The sequence below is a fragment of the Amycolatopsis sp. NPDC003865 genome, assembly GCF_053605345.1.
Genome location: NZ_JBSGJA010000011.1, coordinates 230,158 through 246,813 on the forward strand (window position 1 = coordinate 230,158; position 16,656 = coordinate 246,813).

At 72.0% G+C, this 16,656-nt stretch carries 21 protein-coding genes; 9 read left to right on the forward strand and 12 right to left on the reverse strand.

All coding sequences use genetic code 11. From position 1 onward, the window contains the following. The first annotated feature begins 21 nt into the window (after positions 1-21). Both ACWEVP_RS26145 and ACWEVP_RS26150 read left to right on the forward strand, forming a co-directional pair. Entirely contained in the window at positions 22-522 is a 501-nt protein-coding gene (locus tag ACWEVP_RS26145; protein WP_452065176.1) for a phage holin family protein, read from the forward strand. Between the two features lies 1 nt (position 523). Continuing rightward, complete coding sequence (locus ACWEVP_RS26150; protein WP_452065177.1) at positions 524-1,441, forward strand: alpha/beta fold hydrolase; 918 nt, start codon at positions 524-526, stop codon at positions 1,439-1,441. Here the strand turns inward: ACWEVP_RS26150 and ACWEVP_RS26155 are convergent. After that, on the reverse strand, positions 1,434-2,522 hold the full coding sequence (locus ACWEVP_RS26155) for an FAD-dependent monooxygenase (RefSeq protein WP_452065178.1): 1,089 nt from the start codon (positions 2,520-2,522) through the stop codon (positions 1,434-1,436). The genes ACWEVP_RS26150 and ACWEVP_RS26155 overlap by 8 nt on opposite strands. Positions 2,523-2,632: 110 nt before the next feature. On the opposite strand from ACWEVP_RS26155, the gene ACWEVP_RS26160 reads away from it, so the two are divergent. Further along, positions 2,633-3,514 carry a GntR family transcriptional regulator gene (locus ACWEVP_RS26160; protein ID WP_452065179.1) on the forward strand — a complete coding sequence of 294 codons (882 nt, stop codon included), beginning with the start codon at positions 2,633-2,635 and terminating at the stop codon, positions 3,512-3,514. On the opposite strand, the gene ACWEVP_RS26165 is transcribed toward ACWEVP_RS26160, so the two are convergent. The 4 genes from ACWEVP_RS26165 to nth are packed head-to-tail and all read right to left on the reverse strand — an operon-like array spanning position 3,511 to position 6,680. Further along, positions 3,511-4,695 carry a MarP family serine protease gene (locus ACWEVP_RS26165; RefSeq protein WP_452065180.1) on the reverse strand — a complete coding sequence of 395 codons (1,185 nt, stop codon included), beginning with the start codon at positions 4,693-4,695 and terminating at the stop codon, positions 3,511-3,513. The genes ACWEVP_RS26160 and ACWEVP_RS26165 overlap by 4 nt on opposite strands. A gap of 4 nt (positions 4,696-4,699) precedes the next feature. Continuing rightward, a complete protein-coding gene (locus ACWEVP_RS26170) occupies positions 4,700-5,395 on the reverse strand; it encodes an NUDIX hydrolase (protein ID WP_452065181.1) in 696 nt (231 codons plus the stop codon). Next, positions 5,392-6,000 (reverse strand): TlpA family protein disulfide reductase, encoded by a 609-nt coding sequence (locus tag ACWEVP_RS26175; RefSeq protein WP_452065182.1) that lies wholly within the window; start codon positions 5,998-6,000, stop codon positions 5,392-5,394. Before ACWEVP_RS26175 ends, ACWEVP_RS26170 begins: the two co-directional genes overlap by 4 nt. Then, the gene (gene nth, locus ACWEVP_RS26180; RefSeq protein ID WP_452065183.1) at positions 5,997-6,680 is read right to left on the reverse strand and encodes an endonuclease III; all 684 of its coding nucleotides are present in this window, start codon (positions 6,678-6,680) and stop codon (positions 5,997-5,999) included. Before nth ends, ACWEVP_RS26175 begins: the two co-directional genes overlap by 4 nt. A gap of 227 nt (positions 6,681-6,907) precedes the next feature. Between nth and ACWEVP_RS26185 the strand changes: the two genes are divergently transcribed. The 4 genes from ACWEVP_RS26185 (at position 6,908) to ACWEVP_RS26200 (ending at position 10,737) form a co-directional block, all read left to right on the forward strand. Further along, on the forward strand, positions 6,908-7,159 hold the full coding sequence (locus ACWEVP_RS26185) for a hypothetical protein (RefSeq protein ID WP_013230551.1): 252 nt from the start codon (positions 6,908-6,910) through the stop codon (positions 7,157-7,159). A 149-nt stretch (positions 7,160-7,308) separates the two neighbouring features. Continuing rightward, on the forward strand, positions 7,309-7,983 hold the full coding sequence (locus ACWEVP_RS26190) for a Crp/Fnr family transcriptional regulator (protein ID WP_003081747.1): 675 nt from the start codon (positions 7,309-7,311) through the stop codon (positions 7,981-7,983). 384 nt (positions 7,984-8,367) lie between these two features. Continuing rightward, positions 8,368-9,618 (forward strand): MFS transporter, encoded by a 1,251-nt coding sequence (locus ACWEVP_RS26195; RefSeq protein ID WP_452065184.1) that lies wholly within the window; start codon positions 8,368-8,370, stop codon positions 9,616-9,618. A gap of 57 nt (positions 9,619-9,675) precedes the next feature. Beyond that, complete coding sequence (locus ACWEVP_RS26200) at positions 9,676-10,737, forward strand: DNA polymerase III subunit beta (RefSeq protein WP_452065185.1); 1,062 nt, start codon at positions 9,676-9,678, stop codon at positions 10,735-10,737. 137 nt (positions 10,738-10,874) lie between these two features. On the opposite strand, the gene ACWEVP_RS26205 is transcribed toward ACWEVP_RS26200, so the two are convergent. The 7 genes from ACWEVP_RS26205 to ACWEVP_RS26235 all read right to left on the reverse strand — a co-directional run bounded on the left by ACWEVP_RS26205 (position 10,875) and on the right by ACWEVP_RS26235 (position 15,260). Next, positions 10,875-11,129 (reverse strand): glutaredoxin family protein, encoded by a 255-nt coding sequence (locus ACWEVP_RS26205; RefSeq protein ID WP_086679231.1) that lies wholly within the window; start codon positions 11,127-11,129, stop codon positions 10,875-10,877. Beyond that, on the reverse strand, positions 11,126-11,896 hold the full coding sequence (locus tag ACWEVP_RS26210; RefSeq protein ID WP_452065186.1) for an MBL fold metallo-hydrolase: 771 nt from the start codon (positions 11,894-11,896) through the stop codon (positions 11,126-11,128). Before ACWEVP_RS26210 ends, ACWEVP_RS26205 begins: the two co-directional genes overlap by 4 nt. Next, positions 11,893-12,711, reverse strand: coding sequence for an NUDIX hydrolase (locus ACWEVP_RS26215; protein WP_452065187.1), 819 nt, complete (start codon positions 12,709-12,711; stop codon positions 11,893-11,895). The genes ACWEVP_RS26210 and ACWEVP_RS26215 overlap by 4 nt, the downstream gene beginning before the upstream one ends. A gap of 109 nt (positions 12,712-12,820) precedes the next feature. Next, positions 12,821-13,975 carry a hypothetical protein gene (locus tag ACWEVP_RS26220; protein ID WP_452065188.1) on the reverse strand — a complete coding sequence of 385 codons (1,155 nt, stop codon included), beginning with the start codon at positions 13,973-13,975 and terminating at the stop codon, positions 12,821-12,823. A gap of 36 nt (positions 13,976-14,011) precedes the next feature. After that, complete coding sequence (locus ACWEVP_RS26225; RefSeq protein ID WP_364465569.1) at positions 14,012-14,638, reverse strand: hypothetical protein; 627 nt, start codon at positions 14,636-14,638, stop codon at positions 14,012-14,014. Then, positions 14,638-15,093, reverse strand: a complete 456-nt coding sequence (locus ACWEVP_RS26230; protein WP_364465571.1) for a RidA family protein — start codon at positions 15,091-15,093, stop codon at positions 14,638-14,640. The genes ACWEVP_RS26225 and ACWEVP_RS26230 overlap by 1 nt, the downstream gene beginning before the upstream one ends. A gap of 5 nt (positions 15,094-15,098) precedes the next feature. Beyond that, positions 15,099-15,260 (reverse strand): DUF4177 domain-containing protein, encoded by a 162-nt coding sequence (locus ACWEVP_RS26235; protein ID WP_003068074.1) that lies wholly within the window; start codon positions 15,258-15,260, stop codon positions 15,099-15,101. A 105-nt stretch (positions 15,261-15,365) separates the two neighbouring features. On the opposite strand from ACWEVP_RS26235, the gene ACWEVP_RS26240 reads away from it, so the two are divergent. Together ACWEVP_RS26240 and ACWEVP_RS26245 are read left to right on the forward strand one after the other, a co-directional pair. Then, positions 15,366-15,614 (forward strand): hypothetical protein, encoded by a 249-nt coding sequence (locus tag ACWEVP_RS26240; protein ID WP_452065189.1) that lies wholly within the window; start codon positions 15,366-15,368, stop codon positions 15,612-15,614. 21 nt (positions 15,615-15,635) lie between these two features. Beyond that, positions 15,636-16,643, forward strand: coding sequence for an ArsA-related P-loop ATPase (locus tag ACWEVP_RS26245; RefSeq protein WP_452065190.1), 1,008 nt, complete (start codon positions 15,636-15,638; stop codon positions 16,641-16,643). Positions 16,644-16,656: the final 13 nt, after the last annotated feature.

Here is a 16,656-nt window from a genome sequence, read left to right on the forward strand (position 1 = left end):
GACACATGGCACGATGACCCGGTGAGCAGCCCCAAACACGAACGCACCGGCCCCGACGGCGTGGGGGCCGTGCCTTACCTCCCGCTGTCCTCCGACACCGACGTCCCCGGCGACCAGTCGATCGGCAGGCTCGTCGGCGACGCGACCCAGCACATCTCGACCCTGGTCCGGGCCGAGATGGAGCTCGCGAAGTCCGAGCTGGTCGGCGAGGTGAAGAAGGGCCTCAAGGGGGCCGTCTACTTCCTGATCGCGCTGACGGTCCTGCTGTACAGCTCGTTCTTCTTCTTTTTCTTCCTGGCCGAAGGCTTCGCGGACTGGTTCCGGCCGCTGCACCGCTGGGGCGCGTTCGCCATCGTGTTCGGGCTGATGCTGCTGGTCACGGCCGCGGCCGGGTTCCTGGGCTACCGCAAGGTGAAGAAGTTCAAGGCGCCCGAGCGGACGATCGCCAGCGTCAAGGAGACGGCCGCCGCGCTCAAGCCGCACAAGGCGCCCGACGCCGACTTGACGACCACCCGCGACTGAGTTGCACCCGTCCCCCGACCCGTCGAGCGTCCGGCTCGACGGCCCGTGGGCGCACCGCGACGTGTCCGCCAACGGCATCCGGCTGCACGTCGCCGAGCTCGGCGAGGGGCCCGTCGTGGTGCTGCTGCACGGGTTCGCCGAGTTCTGGTGGACCTGGCACCACCAGCTGCGGGCGCTCGCTGCCGCCGGGTTCCGCGCGGTCGCCGTCGACCTGCGCGGCTACGGCGACTCGGACAAGCCGCCCCGCGGTTACGACGCCTGGACGCTCGCCGGCGACGTCGGCGGCCTGATCAAGTCCCTCGGGGCGCGCCGCGCCCACCTCGTCGGGCACGCGTGGGGTGGCATGCTCGCGTGGACGGTCGCGTCGCTGCACCCCCGGCTCGTCTCGTCGGTGACGGCGATCGGCGCCGCCCACCCCCTCGCGCTGCGCTCGTCGGTCCGCCCGTGGCGCGGCCAGGGCCGCGCGGCCGGGCACCTCTTCCGCTTCCAGGTGCCGATGGCGCCGGAGAAGTGGCTCGTGAAAGACGACGCCCAAGCCGTCGCGGACCTGTTCACCGGCTGGGCCGGGAGCCGGTGGCGATCCACTTCGGACTTCTCCGACACCGTCGAGGAGTTCCGGCACGCCATGCTCGTCCCCGGCGTCGCGCACAGCGCGCTCGAGTACTACCGGTGGGCGTTCCGCGCCCAGTTCCGCGGTGAGGGCCGCCGGTTCACCGACGCCGTCGGCGGGCGGATCGCGGCGCCGACCCTGCAGCTGCACGGCGCCGACGACACCTGCATCCTCCCCGAGACGGCGACGGCGTCGGTGCGCTGGGCGGGCCCGCACGCCGAACCGGAGCTCTGGCCCGGCGTCGGGCACTTCCCCCACCTCGAAGCGCCCGAGCGCACGTCGGCCGCTTTGGCGGACTTCCTCAAGTGAGGTCGATGGCGGACTTCGCCCGCTCCAACGACTCCTCGGACGCCGGGCCACCCGGGTTTTCGGTCGCCAGGGCCTGGTTGAGCGTGACGAAGGGCCGCATCCGCCGCTCGTAAGCCGCGAAGGCTTCTTCGTGACTCGCCCGTCCCACCTCCTGAGCCAGGACGTACGCGCCGACCAACGCCAAGCTCGTCCCTTGGCCGGACAACGGCGAAGCGCAGTAACCGGCGTCGCCGACCAGCGCGACCCGGCCCGTCGTCCACCGGTCCATCCGGATCTGCGCCATGGCGTCGAAGTAGAACACCTCCGCCCCGGCCATCGCTTCGAGCAGCTTCGGCACCTCCCAGCCGACTCCGGCGAGCCGCTCGGCGACCAGCTTCTTCTGTTCCGGCACGGTCAACCGCGGCAACGGCTCCGAGCCGAAGCCGAGCGTCACGCGCAGCTCGCTGTTGCCGCGCACCGGGTAGGCGACGCCGCCGGTCTCCTCGTGCCGGAACCAGACCTGCCAGTCCTCGAGGCCGAGGAAGTTGGCCGTGGGGAAGATCGCGAGGTACTGCCCGAGGTGGTGGAGGAAGCCCGCCTCCGGCCCGAACGCCAGCCGCCGGACGGCCGAGTGCAGCCCGTCCGCGCCGATGACCAGGTCGAAGGTGCGGAAGCCGCTGTGCTCGAACTCGACGCGGACTCCGTGCGCCTCTTCGGTGAGCGCCGTGATCGAGTCGCCGAAGACGTACTCGGCGTCCGTGGCCTCGTGCAGGATCGCGACGACGTCGTCGCGGAGCACCTCGATGTCGTCGCTGTCGAGCCGGCCGCTGCTCAAGGCGAACTCCTCGGACCGGAACAGCTCGTGCCCGTCACCGTCCACCATGGACATCCCGCGCATCCGGGTGCGCACCGCGCGCAGCCGCTCGCCGAGACCCATCCGCTCGACGACGTCGAGCGCGACCCCGCGCACGTCGATCGCCTGCCCGCCGCTGCGGATGCCGGGCGCCCGGTCCACGACGGTCACGTCGAAGCCCGCGCGCGCCAAGTACCAGGCCAGGGTGCCGCCGGCGACACCCGCGCCGGAGATCAGAACGTTTCGCATGAGTTCCTCCAGAGTCGTACGCTGATGGCGACAACACTGGGGTTCACAGAGCTGGAAGGCCAATTCTGTACTAGTACAGATGGCCGGCTGTACTAGGTCAGGAGACAGCCGTGAAGTACGTGGCCATCGCCGACGAGCTGCGCGACCGGATCGCGCACGGCGAGCTTCCGCCGGGCGCACGGGTGCCCTCGGTCCGGCGGCTCGCGACCGACCACGGCGTCGCCATGGCGACCGCCGCGAAGGCACTCGCCCTGCTCGGCCAGGAAGGCGTCGTGCGGGCCGAGCCGCGGTCCGGCACGATCGTCGCGGGCCGGGAGCGCCGCGGCGGGCCCCGCGGGCTGACCCGCGAGCAGCTCGTGCGGACCGCCATCGCGATCGCGGACACCGAGGGCCTCGGCGCGCTGTCCATGCGCGGGGTCGCGGCGCGCCTCGGCGTCGCGGCGATGGCGCCGTACAAGTACGTGCGGGGCAAGGACGAGCTGGTCATGCTCATGGCCGACGCCGCGTTCGGCGAGCGCGGCTACCCGGCCATCCCGCGGGGCGACTGGCGGGACCGCCTGACGCTCGGCGGCCGCACGCTCTGGTCGCTCTACAAGCGCCACCCGTGGCTCGCCCAGCTCGCGCCGCTCACCCGGCCGCTGGCCCTGCGCAACCTCGGCATGCACGGCGAATGGGCCCTCTCCGCGCTGTCCGAACTGGACGTCGACGCGGCGACGCTGTGCGACCTGCACGTGCTGTTCTTCAGCTACGTCCAGGGCATCGCGATCCACCTCGAACGCGAGCAAAGCGCACTGGCCTCGTCGGGGCTGTCCGAAGAGCAGTGGCTCGACCTGCAGGCCCCGGCCATGGAGGTGATGACCGCCGGGCGGCCGGTGTTCGCCAAGATGCTCCGCGACCTCGGCGGCGACGGCTACGACCTGGTCCTCGACGACGTCTTCGAGTCCGGGATGCGGGCGCTGCTGGACGGCCTCGCGCTGCGGTTCGGGCGTTAGGCGGCGCAGGACCCGGTGGACACGTTCGTCGTCTGCGACGGCGCCGCGTCGACCTCGGCCCGCACCTGCTCGGCGGTCAGCGTGAAGCCGGTTTCCGGGTCCTCGACCGCCGCGCCGAAGACGACGCCGATGACCCGGCCGTCCGGCGTCACCATCGGGCCGCCCGAGTTGCCACTGCGGATCTCGGCGCGGACCGTGAAGACGTCCCGCTGCACGGTGTTGGCGTCGTAGATGTCCGGGCCGCGCAGGTTGATCCGGCCGCGCACCCGGGCCGGCGTCGCGCGGTACGGGCCGTCGAGCGGGTAGCCGAGCACGACCGCGCTGTCGCCCGCCCTGGCCGTCTCGGGCGCGAACTGCAGGGCCGGGGCGCGCAGCCGCGGCACGGCGAGCACCGCGATGTCGACCTCCGGGTCGAAGTAGACGACCCGCGCCGGGTAGTCGCCCTGGGTGGTCTCGATGCCGACGGTGTCGGTGCCGGCCACGACGTGCGCGTTCGTCATGACCCGCTGCGGCGCGATCACGAACCCGCTGCCTTCCAGCGACCGCGAGCACGAGCTGGCGCTGCCGCGGATCTTGACGACGCTGCCGTGCAGCTGCTGGACGATCCCGCTGCTCTGCAGCGCCGGGTCCGGCGGCGAGGTGTCGGCGGTCGGGGCCTTCTGGAACGGGTCGACGATGGACGGAAAGCCGGACGCGTCGAGCAGCTTGCGCAGCTGGTTCGGGAAGCCCTGCGCGGCCTCCGGCATGGCGTCGTTGACCTTGCCGAGCACGACCGAGCCGTTGATCCCCTTGGCCAGCCAGGGGACGGCGGACACGGTCGTCAGCGGCGTCGCGATCAGCCACGCCACCACGAAGACGACGAGGGCCTGCACGATCGCGCCGAGCGTCTTGTCGACGCCCGAGAGCTTGTCCGGGTTGATCTTCTGACGCAGTTTGCGGCCGACGTAGACGCCGATCGCCTCGCCGAAGGCGACCAGGAAGACGACGGTCGCGACCGCGAAGGCGACCTTCCAGACCGGGTCGTCGAAGAACGCGACGATCACCGGCGCGAGCTTGATCCCGGCGAGGGCGCCGAGCACGACGCCGACGAGCGACGGCAGCGCGACGATCACGCCCTGGTACGCGCCGGACACCGCCGCCAGCACGGCCAGCAGCAGCACCAGCACATCGACCCAGTTCACCGCGTCACCCTTCCGTCAACCGCGCCCGGTAGGCGGCGAGCGCCTCGTCGAGGTCCCGGACGTCGCCCGAGTCCCAATCGCGCTCCCAGCCTCCCAGGCCGAGCAGGACGGACAGCAACCCGGCGGTGAAACCCCAGACGAACAGGCCGGAGACCTCGAACGCCGGGCCCTTCCACGGCGCGCCGGCCTTCTGGACCATGAAGCGGTTGGCCGGGTCGGCCAGCTCCGCGAGCGCGACGCGGGCGACGGACGCGGTCTCGGCCGGGTCCACCGCGTGCACCGGCGACGGCTCCGCCCAGTGCGCCAGCACCGGCGTCACCGCGAACTTCGAGACCGGGACGAACAGCTCCGGCAGCACCGCGACCGGCCGGACGCCGGCCGGGACGACCCCGGTCTCCTCTTCGGCTTCGCGCAGCGCGGTGCCGACCGGGCCGTCGTCGCCGTCCTCGGCGCCGCCGCCCGGGAAGGCGACCTGGCCCGCGTGCGAGCCCAGCGTGTCGGCACGGCGCTGCAGCAGGACGTCGGGCTCGCCGTCGGCCTCGCGTTCGCCGAAGAGGATGAGGACCGCGGCGGCGCGCGTGTAGGTGTCCTCGGGCGGGCTGAAGCGGGTGAACGTCTTCGAATCGACCTCGCCGCTGACCTTGACCAGCGGCCGGAGCCACTCGGGGACGGACTCCGGCTCGACCAGCGGTCCGATCATGAAGTTCCTCCCACTGCCGCGCGCACCTGGTCAGTGTTCCCGAAGACCCGCGGGTTCGCGATGAACCTGACCTCACCGGACGCGGTCACGAGGTAGGACGCCGGGAGCGACGAGGGCACCTTGAGCGCCGTCCGGACGGGCCCGCTCCGCCCGTCGCCGTCGTAGACCGACGGCAGGTGCACCCCCAGCTTGGCCAGCAGGTCCAAGCCGTCCTTCGCGGGACTCTGCACCTGGACGCCGAGCACGCGCACGGCACCCGGCTGCTTCGCGTACTCCTGGAGCACGGGCAGCTCGGTCCGGCACGGCTCGCACCACGACGCCCACACGTTGACCAGCACCGGAGCCCCGGCGAGGGCCTTGCCGACGTCGACGCTCGCGCCGTCGCCGAGGCAGTCCGCGGTGACACCTTCGAGCTGCTTCACGGGCTGTGCCGGGCTCGCCGCCGGGCACGGCTGGAGCGCCGCCGCGGACCGGGCCGGGGCCAGGACTGCGGCGTCATCGGACGGCTTCGCGGCGCTGTCGTCCCCTCCCCGGGGCAACAGCGCGACGATGAGCGCCACCGCCAGCACGGCGACAGCGAGCGCCCATTTGGTGACGGTCGTCACCGGGGCGCCGCCAGCTTGAGGATGTGGTCCTTTTCGACCCCTTTGACCAGCTTCGCGGCTTCGTCGAAGCCGGTCGGGCCGGTGCCGTAGGAGGGGCAGTCCCTGGCCAGCGGGCAGGCACCGCAGGCGGGCTTCTTGGCGTGGCAGACGCGCCGGCCGTGGAAGATCACCCGGTGCGAGAGCATCGTCCACTCTTTGCGGGGGATCAGCTCGCCGACCGCGTGCTCGACCTTGACCGGGTCCTCCTCGGCCGTCCAGCCCCAGCGGCGGACCAGCCGGCCGAAGTGGGTGTCGACTGTGATGCCCGGGACGTCGAAGGCGTTCCCGAGCACGACGTTGGCGGTCTTGCGGCCGACGCCGGGCAGCGTGACGAGGTCCTCGAGCTTGGCCGGGACCTCGCCGTCGAAGCGCTCGACCAGCGCCGCGCCCAGGCCCATGACGGAGTTCGCCTTGGCCCGGTAGAAGCCCGTGCTGCGGAGGTACTCCTCCAGCTCGGTGCGGTCGGCGCCCGCGTAGTCGGCGGCGGTCCGGTAGCGCTTGAACAGGGCGGGCGTGACGAGGTTCACCCGGACGTCGGTGGTCTGCGCGGACAGCACGACCGCGACCAGCAGTTCCAGCGGAGTGGTGAAGTCGAGCTCGCAGTGGGCGTCCGGATACACGTCGTCCAAGCAACGCTTCATCCGCCTGGCGCGTCTCACCAGAGCTAACCGGCTTTCACCAGCGCCCTCACGGGGGGCGTTCGTGGTGGCAGGTGGCACCCCGATAGCCTACGGGCGCCGTCGGACGGGCCGGTCAGTGCACCGGTGGACGACCGACACGCCAGAGCACCACCTCGGCGCAGTTTTCCGGCCGCCATGAGCGAGGATCTGGAGTAGATGCTTTTCACTGAGTGTTTCGGGGTCCGGTCATGACTGTCTGGTTCGTCATCCTGGTCCCCCTGGTGATCATGTTCTTCGCGCTGTTCATGGAGCGCGTGGAAAGCCGGCTCAAGCACGTCGCGGTGCAGGAGAACGAGGTCGAAGAGTTCCTCGAGCAGGCGCAGCCCAACGAGGTCAGGGCGCTCTACGGGCACGGCATCGGCCGCGCGCTGGAGCTGTTCCGGCTGCGTAGGCTGGGCGGACGGGCAGCCAGGCTACGCGCGCGACGCGTGCGGAGTTAGGCTCCACGTTCGAACGAGATCATCCGGGGGGCGCGCGCGTCCGACGGGCGATCTCGTGAGTACGCCCTAGACTGACGCGCAAGTGATCGGCGTCACGCTCTTCCAGCCAAGGGAGGGCGTGAACGTTTCTCGACGAGGAGGCACCCGAGGTGGACGAAACCCTGGCCCGTGCGGGCATTTTCCAGGGTGTGGAGCCGGCAGCGGCGGAGGCGCTGGCCCAGACCTTGGAATCCGTGGAGTTCCCCCGCGGCCATGTCATCTTCAACGAGGGTGAACCCGGCGACAAGCTGTACATCATCCAGTCCGGCAAGGTGAAGATCGGCCGCAAGTCCCCGGACGGCCGCGAGAACCTGCTGGGCATCTTCGGCCCGTCCGACATGTTCGGCGAGCTGTCCATCTTCGACCCCGGCCCCCGGACGTCGAGCGCGACCACGGTCACCGAGGTCCGCGCGGTCACCATGGACCGCCCGGCGCTGCGCCAGTGGATCTCGACCCGCCCGGAGATAGCGGAACAGCTGCTGCGCGTGGTCGCGCGCCGCCTGCGCCGGACGAACAACATGGTCGCGGAGCTGATCTTCACCGACGTCCCGGGCCGCGTGGCGCGCGCGCTGCTGCAGCTCGCGCAGCGCTTCGGCAGCCAGGAGGCGGGCCTGCTGCGGGTCACGCACGACCTGACGCAGGAAGAGATCGCCCAGTACGTCGGCGCGTCCCGCGAGACCGTCAACAAGGCGCTCGCCGACTTCGCCCACCGCGGCTGGCTGCGGCTCGAGGGCAAGAGCGTGCTGATCCTCGACCCGGAGCGCTTGGCTCGCCGGGCTCGCTGAGTCTTGACGTCGACGGCCCCTCGGCTTGCCGAGGGGCCGTCTTCGTGTCTTGATGGTCAAAACAAAGAGCCGGGCGCCACCCCCGACGTGGCGCACCGGCTCTTCGTTTGTCGCGCGGACCATCCCCCGACGATCCGCGCTCCCCGCCCTCCGGATCAGGCCCCGACCCATATGCCGGAGGGAGCTGGGTTCTGTGCTGTTGTTCAACCATCACGGCCCATACCCACGAATTCAAGGCCATTCACTCTCAAGGACGCCGTCCCGGCCGTTTCGTTGCACGAGTTGACGGAGAATATCGTGAGTGTTACCCGATCGAGACCTGGTGACGCACCTGACCCGTAAATAACTGGTACCCACGTACCACTCTGCGGCATACTGGTACGCGTGTCCCACTCTGAAGGTCGTACGTCTCTGGCCGACTACCGCGACGCGCTGACGACCCGCGCCGCCCGGTGGCCCGCCGTCGCGTCCGTGCTCGCGCGCCTGCCGATCGCCATGATCGGCATCTCGGCCCTGCTCTACGTCCAGCGCGAGACCGGGTCCTTCGCCGCCGCCGGGCTCGTCTCGGCCGGCTCGCTCGTCGGCGTCTCGGTGGGCGCGGTGATCCAGGGCAGGCTGATCGACCGGTTCGGCCCGACGCGGCCGCTGCTCGTCGTCTCGGCACTGCTCGCGCTGTCCATGACCGCGCTGGTCACGGCGATCGAGTCGCACGCCTCGACGACGGTGCTCGTGGCGTTCGCCGCGGCGACCGGGCTGTCGGAGCCGATGGTCGGCTCGGCGTCGCGGGCCCTGTGGACGCGGCTGCTGCCCCCGGGTGGGGCGCGCAACGCGGCGTTCTCGTACGAGGCGATCAGCATGGAGGTGTTCTTCATCCTCGGCCCCGGCGTGGCCGGGCTGCTGGTGCTGGCCCCGTGGGCGGGCACCGGCCTGGTGCTGGGCGTCGCGCTGCAGTTCACCGGCGCGGTGCTGTTCGCGCTGAGCCCGGCGGTGCGGGCGTGGGGACCGGCCGCGGGTTCGGCCGGCTCGCTGCTGGGCGCGCTGGCCGGCCCGGGGATGCGGACGCTGGCGCTGGCCGCGCTCGGCTTCGGCATGGTGATCGGGTTCGTCGAGGTGGCGGTGCCGGCGTCGGCGACCGAAGCCGGTGCGCCTTCGTTCGGCGGGCTGCTGCTGTCGGCGTGGTCGCTGAGCTCGGTGGCGTTCGGCGTCGCGTACAGCCTGCGGCCGTGGCCGCGCCGGATGGGCCTGCGGCTGCCGGCCCTGCTCGGCGGCTTCGGGGCGCTGGTGGCGTTGCTCGCGTGGCCGTCGTCGCTGTGGGGGCTGGCGCTGATGATGCTGCTGGCGGGTGCGTTGATCACGCCCCAGTCGACGGCGCACTCGTCGGCGATCGAGCTGGTCGCGCCGTCCGGGACCGCGGCGGAGGCGTTCGGCTGGGTGCTGACGGCGGTGACGCTGGGGCTGGCCGCCGGGCAGTCGATCAGCGGGTACGTCGTGGAGCACGCCGGCCCTTCGGCGGCGTTCTTGACCGCGAGCGTGGCCGGGCTGGTGCTCGCCGCGCTGGTCTGGCTGTTGCGGGGGACGGTCCGGGCACCCGCTCCGGCCGACGCGGCTCGGCAGCTGGTCGGCGCCGGTCGTTAGTACTGGTCAGAGGCTTGCCGAGCCGTTTTTGTCGGTGGTCGCCGCTAGCTTTGCGGCATGGACGTCACCGCGCCTGCCCACCGCCTCTCGGCGGCCGTTTCCGCCGCTTCGCGGCTGCTGCCCGCCCGCGCCGGGCTGCGGTTGCGGGCGGACGCGGCCGGGCTGACGGTCGCGGGCAGCGACCCGGATCTCGCCGTCCGGTTCGACTGCCCGGCGACCGCCCACACGGACGGCTCGGTCACCGTCCCGGCGGCCCCGCTGGCCGAGACGCTTCGCATGCTCGACGCGGATGTGGTGCGCCTGGTCGTCGAAGGCAGCCGCTTGGCCCTGCGGGTCGACAACGCCCGGTTCGCGCTGCCGTTGCTGTCCACCGAGGCCGGCCCACCGGTTCCCGAGCCACCCCTGGTGTCCGAAGTGGACGGATCGGCGTTCGCGTCGGCGCTGCGGATCGTCGCGGGCACGGCATCGAAGGACGACCCGCTCCCGCTGTTCACCGGCGTCCGGCTCCAGGCGGGCGACCGGCTGACGCTGACGGCGTCGGACCGCTACCGGATGGCGGTGGCCCGGCTGCCGCTGCGCGCACCGGGGTCGTTGGACGTCCTGGTCCCGGCAACGCTGCTGACGGAGGCGGCGCGCCAGGCGAAGGGCACGGTAGGCCTGCACGCGGGGCCGGGCCGGTTCGGGCTGAGCTGGCCGGGCGGCCTGGTGAGCACGGCGGTGCTCGACGCGGGCTTCCTGTCGGAGGACTCGATCCCGTCATCGGCGGTCGACACGAAGGTGACGCTTTCGGCGGACGCGTTGGCGGCGGCGGTCCGCCGGGTCGGGGTGTACGCGGAGGACCGGCGAGTGCTGACGCTGGAGGTCGGCGACGCGCAGGTCCGGCTGGCAAGCGCCCGCCAGGACACGGGCGAGGCGGAGGAGACGCTGAAGGCCGAGGTCAGCGGCGGGCGGACATCGCCGTCGTTCCAGGCCCGGTACTTGCTGGACGCGCTGCAGGCGTTCACGGGCGAGCGGGTGGAGTTGTCGATCCAACCGGGGATGCGGGCGTGCATCCTGCGAGCGGCGGAGCCCGGGGAGGTGGAGCTGACGTACTACCTCATGCCGATGCTGGCCCGCTAAGGCGACAGGGTGCCGAAGATCTCGAACTGGCTGACGAAGGGCGCCGGGTGGCCGGACCAGCCAGTGCACCTGCCCAGCCGCTCGCCTGCTGCGCGAAGTGTGGGCCGCCTTCCTCCACGGAGAGCGGCCCGGCACGCTCAGCCCGCCGAAGCTGCCTTGACCGCGGCCTCGACCTCGGCGAAGGACGGGTTGACCATCGCCGTCGAGCCGACGATCACGGTCGGCACCGTCTCGTTGCCGTTCGCGACCTCGCGCACGCGCGCCGCGGCGTCCGGGTCCTCCCAGATGTTGATCTTCCGGATGTTGAAGCCGCTGCGTGACATCGGCCGGTCCAGCGCGGCGCAGAACCCGCACCCCGGCCGCCAGTAGAACTCGACCTCGACGTTGCTCATCCCTGTTCCTCCGACCGCAAGTAGTCCAGCTGCGCCTGCACGCTCAGTTCGGCGGGCGCCCAGAGCGCCTGGTCGACGTCGGCGTAGACCACCTCGACGACCTGGCGCGGGGTGGCGTCCGCACCGAGCTGCTTCAGAGCCGAACGCACCTGGTCCAGCCGCTGTTCCCGGTGGGCAAGGTACTCGCCGGCGGTCGTGGCCAGATCGGGCAGCTCTGGACCGTGCCCGGGCAGCCCGAGCGTGCCCGGCGGCAGCTCGATCAGCCTGCGCAGCGAGCGCAGGTAGTCGCCGAGGTCGTGCAGCACCGTCGTGCCGCGGCCGAGGATGGTGTCGCCGGTCAGCACCTGGCCGTCGAGCACCAGCGACACCGAGTCGTCGGTGTGCCCCGGCGTGTGCAGGACACGCAGGGAGAGGCCGCCCGCCGAGAGCACTTCACCGTCCACAAAGGACGAAGCGCCGACGCACAGAGCCGGGTCGAACGCCCGCACCGGCGCGCCGACGCGCTCGGCGAACCACGGCGCGCCCTCGGCGTGGTCCGGGTGGAAATGGGTCAGCAGGACCAACTCGATGTCGCCGACGCCGGCGAGCAGTTCGAGGTGCTCGAGGTCGTGGTAGCCGGGGTCGACGACGACGGCCGGCGAGTCCGGGGCCGCCCGCAGCACCCAGCTGTTCGTGCCTTCGAGCGTCATCGACGACGGGTTGTTCTCCAGCAGCACCGACGCCGTCTCGGAAACCTGGCGCAGCACGCCGTACGCGGGGGCACTCATCGCTTCTCCAGCACGACGCGGACGTGGTCGTTTTCGCGGACGAGCGTCGGCGCGATCCGGACGATCTCGCGCCGCTCGTTCAAGATGTCGTCGGCGGTCGCGAACTTCGCCAGCTCGCTCAGCGTGAGCCAGGTCGGCGGCATCAGCATCCGGCGGCCTTCGCGCGCGTCGGCGATCGCGTCCTCGGGGCGCTGCCAGCCGGAGCTCGACGCCTCCGACGTCGCGCCGTCGGCCTGCTGCCCGTCCGGCAGCTTCGCGACGTAGAAGCGGGTGTCGTACCGGCGCGGCTCCTGCTCGGGCGTGATCCAGTGCGCCCACGGCCGCAGCAGGTCGGCCCGCAGGGTCAGGCCCGCGTCGGCGAGGAAGCCGGCCAGCGACACCTCACGCGTCTCCAGGGCCTGACGGGCCGCCGCGTACGGCGTGACGTCGGTGAGGACCGCGTCCGCGCTGCCCGCGAGCAGCACGCCGGACTCCTCGAACGTCTCGCGCACGGCCGCGCAGGTCAGCGCCCTCGCGAGCGCGTCGTCGCAGCCGAACCGCGACGCCCACCAGGACGGCTCCGGGCCGGCCCACGCCACCGACGCGTCGGCGTCGCGCTTGTCGACCCCGCCGCCGGGGAAGACGGTCATCCCGCCCGCGAACGGCATGCCCTTGACCCGGTGCTGCAGGAAGATCTCGACGCCGTCGGCGCCGTCCCGGACCAGGATCACGGTGGCCGCGTCCTTCGGGACGACGGGCGGCCCGTCGGCGTTGGCGCGGGTGGCTACCCCGGCACCGACGGGGAGGTCGAAGACAAACTCCGTTGGCTGCTCCACCACCGGAACATACCTCCGAACCCCCGCGTTCCGTCGCGCGGTTGTGGCATTCCGGACAGCGGAAAGGCGGCACTTTCACGTGAAAGTGCCGCCTTCGCCGTAGACGAACCTAGGGTGCGGTCCAGCCGCGCTGGTCGCCGCCGGAGCGGGAAGCGCCGTTGAGCCGCATCTTCGCCGCCTCGGCCCGCTCGCGCTCGGCCAGTTCGGCGTGCAGCTCGCGCAGCAGCGCCCGGTCGCGCTCGCTCAGGCTCGGGTCGTCGAGGTCCAGCGCGGGCAGCTCGACGACCTCGTGCATCGACGGCTTGCCCGCGGCGATCTCACGGCCCTTCTCCGGGTCCTCGGCCAGCGCCTGCCGCAGCTGCGCGACCTCGGCCGGAGTCAGGTCGGCGGTGCGCTCCGCCCGCGTCTCGGACCGGTCGGACGACCGGTCCGCCCGCGACTGGCGGGGCGGCTCCGGGGCGGGCGGCGGCGACACGATCGGCACCACCGGGGCGACCGGCTCCGGCGGGGTCGTCGTGGCCGTGCTCGACCGGATGCTGTGCCTGCTGCCCGAGGACTCCGCGACCGGCTCGGCCTTCACCGTGGCGGCCGGCTTGACGGGCTCGGACGGCCGGTACGCCGAAGCGGACGACGTCGTGTTCCCGGTCACCCACGCCGGTGATGCGGCCGCCGAAGCGGCCTGGTGGTACTCGGAGTGCGCGACACCCGGACCGCTGACCTCGACGACGGAGTGGATCCCGGCCCGGCGCAGCGCCGTGTCGACGCGGAACGCGACGGCGGGCGGGTTGCCCTCCGGCCCCAGCTCGACCAGCACCACCCGCTGCGGCAGCGCGCCCGGCACGCTGCCGGCCGGCGTGTTGCGCCACACCGCGTGCACCGACCGGACGTCCGGCAGCACCTGCAGCGTCCGGTCGAGCGCCTCGGCGATGCCGAACTCCGGGGAGTTCTCGCCGCTGAACCGGTGCGTGTTGACCGGTTCGGCCTCGTCGACCAGCAGGTCGTTCGCCAGCGTCGCGTCCGAGCGGCTCATCTCGAGGACGAGCGCGAGCTCGCGCTGCTCGGCGGAGCTGACCGGGATCCGGCCCGCGATGAGCGTGCCGGTGGTCAGCTCGACCGCCTCGTCGATGTGGGCCCGGGCGATCAGCTCACGCGCTTCGGTGAGTGCGCTGTCGTCGATCCGGCCCGCCAGGGCCAGCAACAGGTTGTGCAGGCGCAGGGGCACCGAAAACCCGTCCATGGGCGGGCCGTCGTGGACCTCCACCATTGCCTTGCTCCCTCCCAGCTCGCTGGCGGGCGAGCGTTATGCGGCTACTAGCCGGTTCCCCGCAGCGGCGCCCACGCAGACCAGTTCCGAATCGGCCAGCGCGGCCCGGTGGTACTCCGGCAGGTCGAAGCGCGGCGGGATGACCTCGACGCTGGGCTCTTCGTCGCCCAGCACGCGCAGCACCCGCTGCAGTTCGCCGGTCAACCTCGGCAGACCGGTGAGCGCGGTGATCAGCAGGACGCGCTTGGCCGTGCCCTGCCCGACCACACCGACGTGTCGCCAGCTCTGCCGCACTTCCCCCACGTCCGGGCGACCTCGCAACGTTGCGTGGATCAACACGGATACGGAGTCGACCGAGTTAACCCATTCGGGCGCACTCGCCGTGAATGTGTACCGGTTCTCGGCAACGTCGTCTACCCCCAGCGTCGAACTGACCTGGTGCCAGTCGGCGCCGTGCGGGATGAGACCGGCCACGAGCAGGCGGTACTCCGTTTGGTCGAGGTCAATCCTGTGCTTAAGCAAAGACCTCGGCAGGGTCCGGGCGAGGGTGCCCATCGCGCCCTCGCCGAGCCAGTCGCGGAACCGCCACAGCAGCTGGTCGGGCAGCCGCCCGGCCAGCCGGAGCAGCAGCTCGTGGGTGGACTGCTCGATGTCCGGGTCCATCACTGCACCTCCACGATCAGTTCGACCTCCACCGGCGACCCGATGGGCAGCTCCGCGACGCCGACGGCCGAGCGGGCGTGGATGCCCGCGTCGCCGAAGACCTCGCCGAGCAGCTCGGACGCGCCGTTGACGACCGCCGGCTGGCCGGTGAAGCCCTCCGCGGAAGCCACGAAGCCGACAACCTTGACGATCCGCGTGACGTTGTCAATGCCGACCAGGGCGTGCACGGCCGCGAGCGCGTTGAGCGCCGACGTGCGGGCGTGGCCCTTCGCCTCTTCGGGGCTGATCTCCGCGCCGACCTTGCCGGTCGCGGCGAGCACGCCGTCGACGAAGGGCAGCTGGCCGGAGGTGTACACGTGGTTCCCGCTCTGGACGGCGGGCACGTAGGCGGCCAGCGGGGCGGCCACGCCGGGCAGCTCGATGCCGAGCTCCTTCAGCCGTTCGCTCCAGCTCACGCGGATCAGCCCTTCGGACGCTTGAGGTACGCGACGTGCTGCTCGCCGCTCGGGTTCGGCAGCACGGTCACCAGCTCCCAGCCGTCCTCGCCCCACTGGTCGAGGATCTGCTTCGTCGCGTGGATCAGGAGGGGGACGGTCGCGTACTCCCACTTGGTGGCGCTCATGAACCGGGAGCGTAGCCAAGCGGGCAAGACCGCCGGGGGCCGCCGCCGGAAAACGACGCGCGACGCGCCGGGGTGTGGTTCATCTCACGCCGCTAGCGTGAGCGGGTGGAGACATGGCGCGTGATCGCGACGGCGCTGCTCGCGGCGGCCGGGCTGCCCCTGGTGCTCGTCGTGATGGCGAAAGTGCGCGACCGGACGCAGAGCTCCGGCCAGGTCGCGCTCGGCGGCGTGATCACCTTCACGCTGCTGCTCGTCGTGGGTGTGCTCACCCTCACGGTGCTGCCCGGGCCCGTCGCCTGGGTGCTGGTCGCGGCGGTCGCCGCTGCGGTCAGCGTCATGCTGCTGGCCAGCTGAGAGCTGATTTAGGGTGAAGAAGTGACCATTCCCCATGCCGGCTGGACCGACGAGCTTGCCCGCGCCCGGCTGCACTTCGTCACCGGCAAGGGCGGGACCGGCAAGACGACGCTGGCCGCCGCGCTCGGCCTCGCGCTCGCCCGCGAAGGCCGGCGTGTGCTGCTCATCGAGGTCGAAGGCCGCCAGGGCATCGCGCAGCTCTTCGACACCGAGCCGCTGCCCTACGCCGAGCAGCGCATCGCCGCCGTCCCCGGCGGGGGCGAGCTGCGCGCGCTGCACGTCGACGTCGAAGCCGCGCTGCTCGAGTACTTCGAGATGTTCTACAACCTGGGCTTCGCCGGCCGGACGCTGCGGCGGATGGGCGCGATCGAGTTCGCGACCACGCTCGCGCCCGGGCTCAGGGACGTCCTGCTCACCGGGAAGATCAAGGAGTGCGTCGGACGCACCGAGTCCGACGGGCGGCACACCTACGACGCCGTCGTCGTCGACTCGCCGCCGACCGGCCGGGTCGTCAAGTTCCTCGACGTCACCAAGGCCCTCACCGACCTCGCGAAGACCGGCCCGATCCGCGGCCAGGCCGAAGGGGTCGTGCGGCTGCTGCACTCCGGCGAGACGGTGATCCACCTGGCGACGCTGCTGGAGGAGATGCCGGTCCGCGAGACCGTCGAGGCCGTGGCCGAGCTGGACGGCGCCGACCTGCGCCCGGGCGCGGTGCTGGTCAACCGGGTCCGGCCGCCGCGGCTGCCCGCACGCTCGGTGACCGCCGCCGCGGACGGGCGCGTCGACGCCTCCCGCGTCCGCGACGGGCTCGCGTCGGCCGGGCTGAAACTGCCGCAGGAGACCCTGGACGCGCTGGTCGACGAGACCGTCGAGCACGCCGTGCGGGTCGCCGCCGAGCAGCGGGCGCGCGAGCAGCTCGCCGAGGCCGACCTGCCGACCCTGGAACTGCCGGACCTGACCGACGGCGTCGACGTCGCGGCCCTGTACGACCTGGCCGAAGCCCTGACCGACCAGGGGGTGCGGTTGTGACCACCATCGACAT